Raw genomic sequence first — 15,459 nt, 5'->3', positions numbered from 1 at the left:
GATAGCGGAGAACGTAGTGAACGCATTACTACACAAGCTTTGGTCGGTTGCGATTGTACTGTTGTTATTACCGACCGGCAGTCCGCTGGCACAGTCAGAGCCCGCAGGAATCTCTGCGGACTCTGTACTCCAGCAGTTGCCCGGGGCAAGTCTGAAAAAAACAGGCGAATTGATCGGGCAGCTGGAGCAAGCTGGGGGCGCAGAAATGCGGCCCCTTTTTGAGGTTATGCTGGCTGGTGAACTCTACTTTGTTAAAGAGAGTAAACAGATTATTGCTATTACCAAAACAGAACGCCGGACTTACATTGGTCGCGATGTGTTTGGTAAGGCTGCCCTTGGTGAGTTTACCTCACGGGAAATTAAGAAGATTCGTGTTAATAACCGGCTTCGCAGTCAATTGCGCGAGACGCTAGCGCGTATCGATCTACTGCATGGCAGCAAACTTGCCCAGAAGCAGGCCGTACTGGCGATGCTGGATGATCTGAATGACAAGAACATGCGTCTGCTGACAACGGCACAGCAAAGCGGTGTTGACGGAGAGGTGGCCCGCCTGATCGATCTCGCCGCAGCCATGGTGCAGTTGCGCGATAGCCGTGTTTCCGAGGAGCGACTAGAGGCTATAGGCGTCATGAGTGGGCAGCTGGAGCCCGCCGTGCGTAACCAGTTACAGCGCTTGGTGAACGATGCGCAAGAACAGGACTTGGCCGTACGAGCTGCGGCACAAAAAGCGCTGGATAAAATATCCGAGCGCATAGAATTTTTTGGCCAGTTAGAACAGCTGTTCTTTGGCCTAAGCCTGGGGTCGGTACTGTTGTTGGCAGCCATCGGCCTTGCCATCACATTTGGTGTGATGGGTGTGATCAATATGGCCCATGGTGAAATGATCATGCTGGGGGCTTACACCACCTATGTTATCCAGCAACTATTCCCCGGGGCCATTGCATACTCACTCTTGATTGCAGTACCTGCGGCGTTCCTGGTTTCCGGCAGTGTGGGAGTGCTGATCGAACGAGGTGTTATTCGCCACTTACAGGGGCGCCCATTAGAAACAATTCTCGCTACTTTCGGCATCAGTCTGATACTGCAGCAGGCTGTGCGCAGTATCTTTTCGCCTCTCAATATGCAGGTGGTCACGCCAAGCTGGATGAGCGGCTCGCTGGTGATTAATCCAGTTTTTTCGGTTACCTATAACCGCTTGTATATATTGCTCTTTGCGCTGGCGATCTTTGCCGCCCTGGTCGTGGTTCTGAAAAAGTCCTCCCTTGGCTTGAATGTACGTGCCGTATCGCAAAACCGCGATATGGCGAAGGCGATGGGTGTGCGCACCGAGATGGTGGATGCCATGACCTTTGGCCTCGGCTCCGGCATTGCCGGTGTGGCTGGGGTTGCCTTGTCACAGCTGACCAATGTTGGGCCAAACCTGGGCCAGTCTTACATTATTGATTCCTTTATGGTGGTGGTCTTCGGCGGAGTCGGGAACCTGTTGGGTACGCTGGTGGGAGGTTTTTCCCTTGGCGTAGCAAATAAATTCCTTGAGCCCTCTATGGGTGCGGTACTGGCGAATATCATTGTGCTTGTTGGCTTGATCCTGTTTATCCAGAAACGACCGAAAGGGTTGTTTCCACAGCGCGGGAGGGCAGCGGAATGAGTGTGCTCAATAGTCTCGCGCAGGCGTCGTCCCGTCTTTTGGCTGCAATGCGTCAACCAGGGCGCGGTACCTCCTGGTTGGTGGGGATACTACTGGTGGTGACGCTGGCAATGTCTGCAGCGAACCTCCTGTTGCCGGCCGACTCTCCCTTTTATGTGAGTACCTACACCATTACGTTGATGGGCAAATATCTCTGTTTCGCCATGCTGGCGATGGCGGTGGATATTGTCTGGGGCTACTGCGGAATTTTGAGTCTTGGACATGGAGCGTTTTTTGCACTCGGCGGCTATGGCATGGGTATGTACCTGATGCGTCAGATCGGTGACCGCGGTGTATATGGAAACCCGGACCTGCCAGACTTTATGGTATTCCTGAATTGGCAAGAGCTCCCCTGGTATTGGTTCGGTATGGACCAGTTCTGGTTTGCCATATTTATGGCATTACTGGTGCCCGGTACTCTCGCCTTTGTATTTGGTTGGTTGGCATTTCGCTCGCGGGTAACAGGTGTTTACCTTTCGATTATGACGCAGGCACTGACCTATGCGCTCATGCTCGCGTTTTTCCGCAATGAGATGGGGTTTGGCGGTAATAACGGACTGACAGATTTTAAAGACATTCTGGGTTTTGACCTGCAGGCAGATGCCACCCGTGTAGCCTTGCTTCTAGTCACGACTTTTCTTGTGGTGCTTACCTTTTTAGCGAGCCGTACAATTGTGCAGTCGCGTCTGGGGCGGGTGATCGTCGCGGTAAGGGATGCGGAGGCTCGTACACGTTTTCTCGGCTATCGTACCGAGCACTACAAGGTATGGCTGTTTGTGTACTCGGCATTGATTGCTGCAGTCGCCGGTATGCTCTATGTGCCACAGGTCGGCATTATCAATCCGGGGGAGTTTTCCCCGCTCAATTCTATTGAAGTAGTGGTATGGGTGGCCGTTGGTGGCCGCGGCACATTGTATGGCGCGATTGTCGGCGCGTTACTGGTGAACTACGCAAAAACGCGTTTTACCGCACTTATGCCAGATGCCTGGTTATTCGCACTCGGCGCCTTGTTTGTCATCGTGACTGTTTACCTGCCGCGTGGTCTGGCTGGCTTGTTCGGGCGTGCAACTGAGCTGATGTATCGTCGACCAGACACAGGTAAAGATAAAACAACCAGAGATGATGGACTGTCAGTAGCGGAGGTGGGCGCGTGAGTCCAATTAATCACTTTGCTGGGCAGGCGCGTGAATTGATGCGCAGGGACACTACCTGGCCCTTTCTAGTGACGCGCCGGCGGCCAGTAGATGTATCAAAAGACATTATTCTGTACCTCGAAGAGTTGAATGTGAGCTTTGATGGGTTCAAGGCGCTGAACAATTTAAACCTCTATGTAAATGACGGTGAGTTGCGCTGCCTGATTGGGGCCAATGGTGCGGGCAAGACCACCCTGATGGATGTGATTACCGGTAAAACAGCCTGCGATAGCGGCAGCGCGTGGTTTGGGCAAAACATCGATTTGCTGGCCCACGACGAGGCAGAAATTGCCGGGCTCGGGATCGGGCGTAAGTTCCAAAAGCCCACGGTGTTCGAGGCACATACCGTATTTGATAACCTGGAGCTGTCGCTAAGGGGGTACAGGGGCGTCTGGCGGGCATTGACCGCGAAGCTCTCTGGCCCTGAACGAGATCGCATTGAAGAAGTGCTATCGGTGATCGGCCTGGAGGATGCCCGCTACCAGTCGGCCGGAGCGCTGTCCCACGGGCAAAAGCAGTGGCTGGAAATCGGCATGCTGCTGGCCGCTGAACCCAGGTTATTACTGGTAGATGAACCGGTTGCAGGTATGACCGCGGAGGAAACAGAGCGCACTGCAGAGCTACTGATATCGTTAGCAGGTAAGCACACAGTCATAGTGGTGGAGCACGATATGGAGTTTGTGCGCAGTATTGCGCGAACTGTGACGGTATTGCACCAGGGGGCAGTGCTGGCAGAAGGCACCATGGATCAAGTGCAGAACAATCGCGATGTGATTGAGGTATACCTGGGGGAAGACGCGTGATTCGTATTGAAAAATTGAATCAAAAATACGGTGGTACCCAGATACTGTGGGACCTGGACCTGAATATCGAAAAAGGTTCCTGCACCTGCATTATGGGGCGGAACGGGGCGGGCAAGACGACACTGCTGAAATGTCTTATGGGGCTGTTACCTGCGAGCAGTGGGCGGATCCTTTTCGATGGAAAACCCATCCAGCAAGCGGCCGCGCAGCAGCGCGCCAAGATGAGTATAGGCTATGTGCCGCAAGGGCGGGATATCTTCCCCTTGCTCACTGTGGAGGAAAACTTGCAAATTGGGCTTCCTGCCCGCAGCGATGGGTTGAAGAAAATACCTGAGCGGGTATTTGAGCTATTTCCGGTGCTTAAGGAAATGCTACAGCGGCGCGGAGGTGATTTATCCGGCGGACAGCAGCAACAACTAGCCATTGCCCGCGCACTCGTGATTGACCCGAAAGTGCTTATTCTGGATGAGCCCAATGAGGGCATTCAGCCGAATATTGTGCGGCAAATCGGCGATGTGGTAACGCAGCTTAACCAGGAGGACGGTTTGACGGTAATTCTGGTAGAGCAGAAGCTGGGTTTTGCCCGCAGGGTGGGGCGGGAGTTCCGCCTGATGCAGAAAGGCGCTGTGATGGCGGCGGACAAAATGTCCAACCTGAATGACGAGCTAATTCGTCAGTACCTGGCCGTATAAGGCCGTTGTCGAACCAATTGTACAGATAGATCAGTAAAGTGACTGTGGTAGTCAGCGAACTTCGACCTTATCGCCTGTGCATAGCGCGGCGTGTAGTTTATCGGCAGATGCTGGCGCCAGATTCATACCAAAATAAATTTGACCATCTTCCCACCTTCGGTACTTTGCCAGTGTTTTCAGTGGCTCTTTCTGCGCGCGACCGGTGAGCGGGTCCAGCCCGGGGATCGCACAGCGGGCGCAGGGGTGGGTGCAGTCGAATTCGATGGGGCCGTCAGCAGTGTGTACTGTTAACGTGTTCCAGTGATCTTCTGCGAAGGGTTCGCAATCACTTACGACAAGGTTGGGGCGAAAGTGCAGCATGGAAACCGGTTCTTCGAGACGGTTGTTTAAGTCGTCCAGTGACGCCTGGCTGATGACCAGCAGCGGTGCCGCATCGGCAAAGCCAACCTGGCGGTCTGCGCGGGGCGCTTGTAGTGGACGGCGGAATTCTTCACCCATTGCGACGAGGCGCACACTGGTATGCAATTGCTCGCTCAGCCACTGCGCTGCGTCATCGCCCGCGTCGCGGGCAGTAACGTTGTCATGCCAAACGCGTACTTTTCTCAATTCGGCTTTGTTGTCAGGTCTTTGGACCTGCAGTAAATCACCCCGTGGATTTTCCAGCAGCACGCCACCCTCGATTGCGGTGGCCTTCAGCTGAGCCATATCACGCAGTCGCCGCTGGGTTACAAACTGGTTTTCTTCATCCACCAGCATCCAGCGTCGATCGTTGATGGCGCCAAAATCATCTAGCGGCAAGGTATTTGCTTTGTGCCCCTGCAGGGATTTTACCGGGAAATGATAAAGTTCAGAAATTTCCAACAACGACTCCTGCATTGTATTTTTTACGCGTAGTTGCAAAGGATATCGATAACTAGGCCAATGCAAAAGCGCTCACCGTACATACATTAAGCCAGCAAGTGTGGGCCACTTTAATCTACTGGTCAGCTTTCCATTTCTTATGGAAGCCGATACGCCCCTCAAAGGTGTTCACCTCCCCGGAATCGCTATCCGTTGTGTAGCCAATAATGCCGAATAGACTGGCGGTACCGATGAAGCCTGAGGTGAGTCCAATCTCGGCCAGAAAGTTGGATAGCCCAACGTCAAGGACTGTGGCCTGATCGCGCCCGCTTCCCTGATCGATGATGTCGGTAAAGCCGCCCTCCTTCCAGTTGAGGCTGGTGACATTGCCTGGTATGCAAGAGGATTGTGGTAACATCTTGCGTCATAAAAATATGGGAAAACTGAGGGCAGAAGCGCGATGGTCATCGCCAGGTGGATTTGGGTGTTGATGCTGGTTTGCTTGTCTCAGGGCGCCTCAGCAGCACCCCTCGTGGTGGCGGAAGAGTTAGCTCCGCAAAGCCTTAACTCACACATGCGCATTTTGGCGGATGAAAGTGGCAACCTCGGCATCCAGGACATCCTCAATGTGGAAGGTCACGCATGGATGAAGTTAGCGGAGGGTGATGAAACCAACTTCGGATTCACCTCGGCGGTCTATTGGGTAGCGCTGAGCTTGCGCAACCCTGCCTCGGAGCCGGTCGAGCTGGTGATTCGGCAGGACTACCCGCTTATTGACCTGTTGGATTTATGGCAGCCCACCGACGACGGCGGCTGGCAGCGCATTGCCACTGGCGATCTTCGTCCTTTTTATTCGCGCCCATTGGATCTGCGCGACTTTGTTTTTCCGGTCACCCTGGCACCATATTCTGTGCAAACACTTTACCTTCGATATCAGACTTCCGGGTCTATGAATATCGGCTTAAGCGTCAGTAGTAAAACGGAATTTCTCCCCGGGTTGGCTTATGAGCAAGTTTTGCTTGGTGTCTACTACGGTGGCTTTCTTGTATTGGTGATTTACAACCTGTTCCTGTTCCTAGCGGTGCGGGATAAGGCCTACGCGTATTACATGGGCTACGCCGTCTGCTACGGGCTCTATTTTGGTGTCCACAACGGTGTCTCCTTTCAGTATTTGTGGCCGGGTAACCCGTGGCTTGCGAATCAGAGCCTGGTGTTGTTGCTCGGGCTAACCCTGATCTTCGGCACCCAGTTCGTTCGCACTATCTGCTCTGGCGAGCGGTTTGCTCCGCGCACCGACCACGTTGCGCGCTGGCTTATGTATGTACTGATTCCGTTAACTGCAATCTCACCGTTTGTCAGCTACGGCCCGATGGTGTTGAGCCTGGCGGTTCTGACCCTGGTGCTCACCATACTCTTTATGGTGATGGGTGTTATCAGTGTTCTGCGTGGCTCGATTCCTGCGCGCTATTTTCTTGTTGGTTGGTCCGCACTGCTGGTCTGTGTGGTTATCTACATGCTGAAAACGTTCGGTTTAGTTCCGCATAATGGCTTTACTCACAACGCCTTCCAGGTCGGCGCTTTGATTGAGATGGTGTTATTGTCGCTTGCACTCGGAGCCCGGGTCGGGGAAATCCACCGTCATGGTTATACGGATCAGCTAACGGGCCTCTTCAATCGTCGCTATTTTGACGAGCAATTGCCCCGGGAGTTTGATCTCGCGGCGCGCAACGGGACGCCCTTATCCCTATTGATCCTGGATCTCGATCATTTCAAGGAAGTCAACGATCGTCTGGGCCACGCTCGTGGTGACGCTGCCTTGTGTGCAGTGGGGCAGCTGGTGAAACGACAGATTCGCAAGCCAGTACTGGCGTGTCGTTACGGAGGTGAGGAATTCGCTATATTGTTGCCCAGAGCGGGGCACAAAGAGGCTTTGATAGTGGCTGAGCGACTGGTGCGATTGGTGGCGACGCAGGAGCTGGATGATATTTCCCTCACCGTTAGCATTGGCCTGGCTACTTCCGAGCGGGAAAACTATGCGTCTTCGGTTCAGTTGTTTGAAGAGGCGGATATTGCGCTCTATGGGGCAAAGCAGGCTGGCCGTAACCGGGTAGCGTGTGCGCCATATCAGGATACTCCCGGTGAAACTAAAAGCGAGGCGATTGGCACCGTGCAGTAACCCTGCAGGTTAGTCCGCAGATTTTAAGCGGCCGCGCAGCGTGTTTGTATATGAGGATACGGCTTAAAATTTCTTTTGCAGCAAGAAATTGTCTTGGATGGGGTTGAAGCTATCGGCGGCTTTAATAAGCGTACCCGCGGTTAGCGCCGCTACGCCATATACTTCGACTCTCTTGCCCAGGTCTCCGCGTACTTTTTGTACCAGCAAATCGAAATCACCATCTCCGGAAACCAAGATGACGGTGTCGACACCAGGGCTGTAGTCCAGTACATCAATGGTAATTCCCACATCCCAATCACCTTTCGCTGAGCCGTCGGATCGCTGAATATAGGGCTTCAGTTTAACTTCGAACCCGATTGCTCTGAGTATGTTCTGGAACTCTCGCTGCTTCTGATCGCCTCGATCTATGCCGTAGGCGAAAGCAGTTACTACTTGTCGATCGTGGGTTACATGTGACCAGAATGCATTGTAGTCAAAGTTACTATTAAATGCGTGTTTCACGGTGTAATACACATTTTGCACGTCGACAAAAATTGCGATTTTCTTCACAGCCTTTCTAACGCTCCTTTCGAGTTTATTTTCCGCACATGTATTACGTTACTCTAGATTTTAGTTCAGACACTTATGGATCGATTGGGCCAGCTGCGGAAGGGCGATCGGCTTGGTAATGTAGTCATTCATGCCCGCAGCCAGCGCATCATCCCGCTGATCACTGAACGCCGCCGCGGAAAGCCCGATTACCGGAATATCCTTTAGCTTGGGGTGCTGACGAACCTGAAGTGTGGCTTGGATGCCATCCAGTCCAGGCAGCTGGATATCCATAAAGATTAGATCGGGCTGGATTTTCTTTGCGAGATCAATTCCCTCGTATCCGTTAGCGGTAAACGTCGCATGGAGCTTTAGGTCTTCGCAGAAAGCGTGCATCAGTGCCTGGTTCATGGGGTTGTCCTCGAAAATGAGCACTCGCTTTCCTGAAAATTCAAAATTGGAAGTTGTGTACTCCTGCTCGAGAGGCGGAGTTACTTGTCCGTATTGGAGCGGCAAACAGACTTGAAAGCATGCGCCGCCGATAGTGTCGGAACATTTCAGCTCAATATTCCCTCCGAGTAACTCAACCAGGCTGCGGGTAATTGGCAATCCCAGCCCGGTGCCTCTGGATTGGCCTTTCTGTGACTTGTCTGCCTGTTCAAAAGGCTCGAAAATAATGGCCTGCTGTTCCGCAGGTATCCCAATCCCCTCATCAATGACTTCGAATTGAAGGTGTTTCTCCGACACCTTTTTTAAGGTTAAGCGTATTTCGGCATTGTCTGGCGAAAACTTGATGGCATTGCCCATCAGGTTGATAAGGATCTGCGAAAGCTTTCCGCGGTCACCGCGGATAAACTCCGGTAGCGAAGTGTCAATCGAGCAATGGATGTTTAGGTTTTTTTGGGTGGCCTGAGGCTCACAAGAAACGAGAATACAATTAATGAGATTAGGTAAGGAAAAGTCCTCCTCAATAATCTCAACTTTTCCAGCTTCGATTCGAGAGATATCCAACACATCGTTGACCAACTCGGCAAGCCGTTGCCCGCTAATTGATATTTTCCCAAAAATATCGGTGAATTCCTTTGGTAGGTTGATACTGTCGCTTCGACCTTGCAGTATCTGGCTAAAACCGACAATGGCATTGAGCGGGGTGCGAATTTCGTGGCTCATATTGGTGAGGAATTGGGTTTTGGAGCGGCTGTAAAATTCTGCCGTCTCTTTTGCCTCAACCAGGTCTTTTTCCAGTGCCTTGCGCTCGGATATATCCAGTATGACTCCAATCAGCCCCCCAAGCCTTCCGTCCTGTAGTTCATAGGCCGCTTTGTTAAAGATGACATCATGCAAGGTGCCATCAGCATAAGCCACCTGAGACTCGTAAGTTTGCTGGCCCCGTTGCTGCATGAGTTCCAGGTCTTTTTCGTGATAGACCTTGGCTTGGGGACCAGGCGAAACACCGTATACAGAGTGGCCCACAATTTCCTTCCGAGGCTTACCAAGGAATGCTTCAAATGCGCGATTACAGCCCGTGTAAATACCCTCGTTATCTTTGTAAAAAATAGGAGCGGGGATGGAATCTACTAGGATCTGAAGAAATTCTAGCTGATCGGAAAGTTGGCGCTGCGTAACTTCACGTTCTTGCAGCTCTCGTTGGCTTCGTTCATTGAGCTTTTCTTGCTGGGTTAGCAGCTTTGTCAGGCGAACGCTAAGGCGCCGTTGCCGCTGCAATTGCATATACCACACCACGCCAAGTAAGGTTGTAGCGAGAACTACTCTGGCGACATGCGTCATAAACGGCGCATTTTCCGGCCCCCAGTTGACGATCATCCATTCATAGCTGCCAAGGCATATCAGCACACCAAGTACGGCAGGTAGTATTTGAAATCCGGATGAAAGTTTGACGCCTGTATTCTTTTCCATGACGGGACTTTATTGTTGTGAGGTATCGGTCACGATACTGAAATGTATCGCGAGCGGCAATAAGCCACCTTAGTTGGTAGATGCTGTGCCCAATTCTGGGGCGTTTTCTTCTTACTCCAATATATGTAGATTTTTATTCCGGCAATCAAGCCCTGACGAAGAGGTCTGTTTCTGCATGAACCATTGGTTGCCTCATGAATAAATGTGGGATGAGTCGGATTGGTGATCCCTTTGCCAAAATGGGGAGAGGGAATATTTGAAAATTGAGAGGTATGTGGACGCAAGACGGTGATGAGATTGTTAATAATGCGCACTGCTAGAAAGTGCTCAACTCAAGCACTGGGCAGAGACATTATTTGTTGGGCGGGGGCGCAGTAGGTGCAATTGACATATAGGCCGGATATCGATGGTTTGCGAACCATAGCAGTGATATCTGTTGTTATCTATCACGCAGAGATTATGTTGTTCGGAGGTAAGCTGCTTCCCGGCGGATATCTTGGCGTTGATATATTCTTTGTTATTTCCGGTTACTTGATTACTTCCCTTATGATAAAGGAGTTGGAGAAAACAGGATCTATCTCAATTTCCGATTTTTATGTACGCAGAGCGCGAAGGCTGTTGCCCGCATTGTTTGTAGTACTGGCTTTTTGTATACCCGTCGCCTGGTATCTTTTGCTCTCAGACAATTTGGTCGATTTCGTAAACTCTCTCGTTGCCTCCTTACTTTTTGGCTCGAATATTTATTGGAACTACAGTTTGCAGGCATATGGTGCGGAGTCGGCGTTACTCAAGCCGTTGATGCATACCTGGTCTCTGGCGGTTGAAGAACAATATTACCTTGTGTTTCCAATGCTGACGATATTGCTGTATCGGTATTGCAAAGGTTGGATTCTGCACTTCTTCGTCGTTTCGATTATCGCGAGCCTCTGTTTTGCTGAGTGGATGAGTGCGCGTAATTCATCGTTTTCCTTTTATATGCTACCGAGCCGAATCTGGGAGCTGTTTGCCGGCGCACTCGTTGCTTATTTGATTTCGCAGAACGTAATCAACAAGGAAGAGACACCGTTTTATAAGGTGTTTCCCTATATTGGCATCTTGCTGATTGCATACTCTCTCGTGTATATCAGCTTTTCTTCGGCACACCCGGGGTTTGTCACGATTTTTCCCGTGCTTGGTGCGGTGCTGGTGATTGCCTTTCCCGATGACCGCAACCTCGTGACCCGGCTGTTATCGACCAGGGGCTTTGTCGGTATCGGGTTAATTTCTTACTCTCTGTATCTCTGGCATTACCCGTTATTCGCCTTTTTGCGCATATCCAATAGCTTCGAAACTTTTGCAATTAAGCTGTTGTCGATTGCTGCCGTATTTATACTTGCCTACGTATCCTATCGCTGGATAGAAAAGCCCTTCCGCAAGCCAGGGCAGATATCCCTGCGTAAAACCAATATGCTGGCATCATCGTTCGTTGCTGTATTCTTGGGTTTCTCCTTGATGGTGATAAAGAATGATGGGTTTGACATGCGCCTGCCGACCATTGTGAAAGAGGCGCAAGTTGAAGTGAATTTGTGCGAGGATAATCTCCACTGCATATTTAATGAGGGTGGGGATAGGGCTCTCTACTTGCTGGGGGATTCACACATGATGACCCTGGAAAGCAGTCTGCTGGAGTATTCAAATAGTAATAATCTGAGCTTCCACGTACTGACCCAATCTGGCTGCATGTACGTGCCGAATATGGATCGGGTGCGCAAGGAAAACGGCGAGGCTACACGCTGCACTTCGGCAGTCCAGGAGCGCCGGAGGGAAATCTTGTTGTCCGGTGAGCCCGGTGTTGTGGTGGTTGGGGGTAGGTTGCCTTTGATCCTTTCCGAGGATCGTTTCGACAACCAGGAGGGTAAGTACGAGGGTGAAATGGAATATAGAATGCAGTACCCCTCTGAGCCTCTGGAATCGCGGGAACAGCGCGCAGCAGCCATTAGTAGAGAGTACGTCACGGCACTGCTCGAGCTTGCTAGATTTGGCCACCAGGTCGTCCTCATGTACCCAGTTCCAGAGGTGGGGTGGCATGTGACAAAACAGCTTAAGATCAAACTGTCTGGGAAAAGCGAAGATGCGATGAGGACTGAGCTGGCCAAGAACCCGATCTCTACCAGCTACGCTGTGTTTCAGGAGCGAGTGCAAGCGAGTGCGCGCTTATTGGATAGTGTTCAGCACGAAAATATCGTGCGGGTTTATCCCCATAAGCTGTTTTGCAATACGAAGATTTCCGGCAGGTGTATCACGCATGATCTCGAGCAGTCCTTTTATCGGGACGATGATCATTTGAGTTTGATCGGCGCGGCCATGTTAAAAACGCAGATTTTGCAGGCGGCGAATATCTAACCCTTCCGCCTCAGTACCGTTTACGTTTTAACAGTTTGCGAAGCACAAAAAAGCCAGCCCAAATTGGGCTGGCTTTTTTGTGACAAATGTTGCCGATATACGCCAGTACTTGTCCTGCGGAACGATCAGGTCTTCAGTTTCTTGTACTGCATCCGGTGCGGCGTAGCGTTTTCACCGTTGCGCGCCACAAAGTCCTCGTGGTACTCGGTGTAGTTACCCTCAAAGAACACCACGTTGCTGTCGCCTTCGTAGGCCAGGATGTGGGTTGCCACACGGTCGAGGAACCAGCGATCGTGCGAGATCACCATGGCACAGCCCGGGAAGCTCAACAGGGCTTCTTCCAGTGCACGCAGGGTTTCAATGTCCAGGTCATTGGACGGTTCGTCCAGCAGCAGTACGTTGGCGCCTTGCTTCAGGGTGTAGGCCAGGTGCAGACGGCCGCGCTCACCACCGGAGAGTTCGCCCACGCGTTTCTGCTGGTCGCTACCTTTAAAGTTGAAGCGACCAATGTAGTTGCGTGAGCCAACTTCGTAGTTGTTGATCTTGAGCATATCGTGCCCGTCGGACACAGCTTCCCATACGGTTTTGTTGTCGTCGAGATTTTCGCGGCTCTGATCGACGCTGGCGATCTGTACGGTTTCACCGATTTTGATTTCACCGGAATCCGGTTGTTCGGCGCCGTTGATCATACGGAACAGGGTGGATTTGCCCGCGCCGTTACCACCGACGATACCGACGATGGCGCCCTTGGGCACACGGAAGGACAGATCGTCGATCAGCACGCGATCGCCGAACGCCTTGCTCACATGACTCAGCTCGATCACATTGTCACCGAGGCGTTCGCCCGGTGGAATGTAGATTTCGTTGGTTTCGTTACGGGCTTGGAATTCCTGCGACTGCATTTCTTCCAGGCGGGACAGACGGGCCTTGCTCTTGGACTGGCGGCCTTTCGGGTTCTGGCGGGCCCATTCCAGTTCTTTCTGCATGGCCTTGGCGCGGGCCTGCTCGCCTTTCTGCTCCTGCTCCAGGCGCTTCTCTTTCTGCTCCAGCCAGGTGGTGTAGTTACCTTCCCAGGGAATACCGTGGCCGCGGTCCAGTTCCAGAATCCAGCCGGCTACGTTGTCGAGGAAGTAGCGGTCGTGGGTAATGGCTACCACGGTGCCCTCGAAGTCGTGCAGGAAGCGCTCGAGCCAGAATACGGATTCCGCATCCAGGTGGTTGGTGGGTTCGTCCAGCAGCAGCATGTCCGGGCGGGACAGCAGCAGACGGCACAGGGCCACGCGGCGTTTCTCACCGCCGGACAGCTTGGTGACGTCGGCATCCCACGGCGGCAGGCGCAGGGCGTCGGCGGCTACTTCCAGGCGGTGTTCCAGATTGTGGGCATCCCAGGCCTGGATCACGTCTTCAAACTGCTGCTGCTTCTTGGCCAGGGCGTCGAAGTCGGCGTCCGGCTCGGCGTAGTCGGCGTAGACCTGCTCGAGGCCGGCGAGGGCGTCGATGGCTTCACGCACACCGTCTTCCACGTTGCCGCGCACGTTCTTCTCCGGGTCCAGCTGCGGCTCCTGCGGCAGGTAGCCCACCTTGATGCCGGGCATGGCGCGGGCTTCACCGTTATAGTCCTGATCGACACCCGCCATGATGCGCAGCAGGGTGGACTTACCGGCGCCGTTCAGGCCCAGCACGCCGATTTTGGCGCCGGGGAAGAAGGACAGGGAAATATCTTTCAGAATCTCGCGCTTGGGCGGAACAACCTTGCCCACGCGGTTCATTGTGTATACGTATTCAGCCATTAGAGCTCTAATCCAGTCGGTCAGAATTTGCGCGCAAGTTATCAGGTTGGTGGGAAACTTCAACCTGCGTCTTGGGGTTAATCTTGTGGTGGTTTTGATCTAGTTCTGTGGCGGTGCCGCTATCAGGAAATCCTATGCGAGTCTTGAGCTAGGCGCCCCCCGTCAACCCATCCATGGGGGCTCTTCTAAAACGTCCCTGCTTTAGCGGGTCTCGCATGGGGTTTCCCGGTATCAGCGTCTTCGCATTAGGCATTTTGGTGGGCACAAGTAATGCCTCTCAGGCACCATCTATGGTTAACTTTGCCCCAAATAACACAACCGGGAACCAGTATGACCCAGGAATACCCCGTTATCGTTGAGCGCCAGGGCGCGCTCGGCAAATTGACGCTGAATCTTCCCCAAGCGCTCAACGCCCTCAACCTTGAGATGATCGACCTGATCGCCAGTCAGCTGGACGCGTGGGAGCAGGACGATACCCTGGCCTGTATCTGGATCGAGGGGGCAGGGGAGAAGGCGTTATGTGCCGGCGGTGATGTGGTGGCGCTGCACCGGGAATCGGGCAGTTACGGGGAGCCGAGCGCGGGTCAGTTTGTCCAGGACTTCTTCACCCGTGAATACCGCCTGGACTATCGCATCCACACCTATCCCAAGCCCATTGTTGTGTGGGGCAGTGGCATCGTCATGGGCGGCGGTATCGGCATTATGAGTGGCGCCAGCCATCGTATCGTTACCGAAACCACGCGCATGGCGATGCCGGAAATCACCATTGGTTTGTTTCCGGACGTGGGTGGCAGTTGGTTTCTCAATCGAATGCCGGGGCGTACCGGCCTGTTCCTCGGCCTGACCGGGGCCCAGTTCAACGGTACTGATGCGATTTACTGTGGCATGGCCGATCGCCTGCTACCCAGTGACAGCAAAGACGTATTACTGACAGGGCTCGCGGCACTGGCGTTTTCCGAGGATATCCACCAGAACCATGTACTGGTGAGCAAGCAGGTACAGTCTCTGGAAATGGCGAGCGCCGAACAGCCGGATTCCAATCTGCGCACCCACTACGATGCGATTCAGGAACTGACCGACGGCGCGACCTTGCCGCACGTCTATGCGGACATTGCCGCCTATAGCGGCGATGACAAATGGTTGCAGCGCGCCTCGGCCACCATGCAGGCAGGCTGCCCGCTTACGGTCTGGATTGTGTGGGAGCAGCTGCGCCGCGGCCGGCATATGTCGCTGGCGGAAGTACTGCGTATGGAGCTGGCACTGGCAGTAAATATGTGTCGTAACGGCCAGGTGAAGGAGGGGGTGCGGGCACTACTGATCGATAAGGATCGCCAGCCGCAATGGCAGCCGGCGACACTTGCAGAGGTTACCCGCGAAGATATTGAGCGCTGCTTTACCGCGCCCTGGGAACAAAGCCCGTTGGCAGATCTGTAGCGGGCCTGTGTTGGGGG

Annotated in this window: 12 protein-coding genes; 7 read left to right on the top strand and 5 right to left on the bottom strand. The window is 53.1% G+C overall.

Going from position 1 to position 15,459, the window contains the following annotated elements; genetic code table 11:
- The first annotated feature begins 16 nt into the window (after window positions 1-16).
- Genes urtB through urtE form a run of 4 tightly spaced genes read left to right on the top strand, consistent with a single transcriptional unit; the run spans window position 17 to window position 4,375 of the window.
- A complete protein-coding gene (urtB, locus tag LCM31_RS02605) occupies window positions 17-1,648 on the top strand; it encodes an urea ABC transporter permease subunit UrtB (RefSeq protein ID WP_224867297.1) in 1,632 nt (543 codons plus the stop codon).
- A gap of 47 nt (window positions 1,649-1,695) precedes the next feature.
- The gene (urtC, locus tag LCM31_RS02600) at window positions 1,696-2,841 is read left to right on the top strand and encodes an urea ABC transporter permease subunit UrtC (protein ID WP_318247434.1); all 1,146 of its coding nucleotides are present in this window, start codon (window positions 1,696-1,698) and stop codon (window positions 2,839-2,841) included.
- A gap of 5 nt (window positions 2,842-2,846) precedes the next feature.
- Complete coding sequence (gene urtD, locus LCM31_RS02595) at window positions 2,847-3,683, top strand: urea ABC transporter ATP-binding protein UrtD (RefSeq protein ID WP_404804239.1); 837 nt, start codon at window positions 2,847-2,849, stop codon at window positions 3,681-3,683.
- Window positions 3,680-4,375, top strand: a complete 696-nt coding sequence (gene urtE, locus LCM31_RS02590; RefSeq protein WP_224867295.1) for an urea ABC transporter ATP-binding subunit UrtE — start codon at window positions 3,680-3,682, stop codon at window positions 4,373-4,375. The genes urtD and urtE overlap by 4 nt, the downstream gene beginning before the upstream one ends.
- 51 nt (window positions 4,376-4,426) lie before the next feature.
- On the opposite strand, the gene LCM31_RS02585 is transcribed toward urtE, so the two are convergent.
- A complete protein-coding gene (locus tag LCM31_RS02585) occupies window positions 4,427-5,236 on the bottom strand; it encodes an MOSC domain-containing protein (protein WP_224867294.1) in 810 nt (269 codons plus the stop codon).
- 115 nt (window positions 5,237-5,351) lie between these two features.
- The gene (locus LCM31_RS02580; RefSeq protein ID WP_224867293.1) at window positions 5,352-5,633 is read right to left on the bottom strand and encodes a hypothetical protein; all 282 of its coding nucleotides are present in this window, start codon (window positions 5,631-5,633) and stop codon (window positions 5,352-5,354) included.
- A gap of 72 nt (window positions 5,634-5,705) precedes the next feature.
- Between LCM31_RS02580 and LCM31_RS02575 the strand changes: the two genes are divergently transcribed.
- Window positions 5,706-7,391: a diguanylate cyclase gene (locus LCM31_RS02575; protein WP_224868643.1), complete on the top strand. Its 1,686-nt coding sequence runs from the start codon at window positions 5,706-5,708 to the stop codon at window positions 7,389-7,391.
- 63 nt (window positions 7,392-7,454) lie between these two features.
- Here LCM31_RS02575 and LCM31_RS02570 read toward each other — a convergent pair whose 3' ends face one another.
- Window positions 7,455-7,940, bottom strand: coding sequence for a LabA-like NYN domain-containing protein (locus LCM31_RS02570; RefSeq protein ID WP_224867292.1), 486 nt, complete (start codon window positions 7,938-7,940; stop codon window positions 7,455-7,457).
- Window positions 7,941-8,000: 60 nt separating this feature from the next.
- Entirely contained in the window at window positions 8,001-9,836 is a 1,836-nt protein-coding gene (locus LCM31_RS02565) for an ATP-binding protein (protein WP_224867290.1), read from the bottom strand.
- Between the two features lie 378 nt (window positions 9,837-10,214).
- Between LCM31_RS02565 and LCM31_RS02560 the strand changes: the two genes are divergently transcribed.
- Window positions 10,215-12,218, top strand: coding sequence for an acyltransferase family protein (locus LCM31_RS02560; protein ID WP_224867288.1), 2,004 nt, complete (start codon window positions 10,215-10,217; stop codon window positions 12,216-12,218).
- A gap of 125 nt (window positions 12,219-12,343) precedes the next feature.
- Here the strand turns inward: LCM31_RS02560 and ettA are convergent, their stop codons facing one another.
- Window positions 12,344-14,008 carry an energy-dependent translational throttle protein EttA gene (gene ettA, locus LCM31_RS02555; RefSeq protein ID WP_224867286.1) on the bottom strand — a complete coding sequence of 555 codons (1,665 nt, stop codon included), beginning with the start codon at window positions 14,006-14,008 and terminating at the stop codon, window positions 12,344-12,346.
- A gap of 330 nt (window positions 14,009-14,338) precedes the next feature.
- Between ettA and LCM31_RS02550 the strand changes: the two genes are divergently transcribed.
- Entirely contained in the window at window positions 14,339-15,442 is a 1,104-nt protein-coding gene (locus tag LCM31_RS02550; protein WP_224867284.1) for an enoyl-CoA hydratase/isomerase family protein, read from the top strand.
- Window positions 15,443-15,459: the final 17 nt, after the last annotated feature.

The sequence above is a fragment of the Microbulbifer agarilyticus genome (genome assembly GCF_020171345.1).
Lineage (GTDB): Bacteria > Pseudomonadota > Gammaproteobacteria > Pseudomonadales > Cellvibrionaceae > Microbulbifer > Microbulbifer agarilyticus_D.
This window is presented reverse-complemented; position numbering and strand designations above follow the sequence as displayed.

Bases quoted from the DNA above. Each gene is read 5' to 3' on its own strand.
- LCM31_RS02565 (WP_224867290.1), bottom strand. From the start codon at position 9,836: ATGGAAAAGAATACAGGCGTCAAACTTTCATCCGGATTTCAAATACTA.
- urtC (WP_318247434.1), top strand. From the start codon at position 1,696: ATGCGTCAACCAGGGCGCGGTACCTCCTGGTTGGTGGGGATACTACTG.
- LCM31_RS02550 (WP_224867284.1), top strand. From the start codon at position 14,339: ATGACCCAGGAATACCCCGTTATCGTTGAGCGCCAGGGCGCGCTCGGC.
- LCM31_RS02575 (WP_224868643.1), top strand. From the start codon at position 5,706: ATGCTGGTTTGCTTGTCTCAGGGCGCCTCAGCAGCACCCCTCGTGGTG.
- ettA (WP_224867286.1), bottom strand. From the start codon at position 14,008: ATGGCTGAATACGTATACACAATGAACCGCGTGGGCAAGGTTGTTCCG.
- LCM31_RS02580 (WP_224867293.1), bottom strand. From the start codon at position 5,633: ATGTTACCACAATCCTCTTGCATACCAGGCAATGTCACCAGCCTCAAC.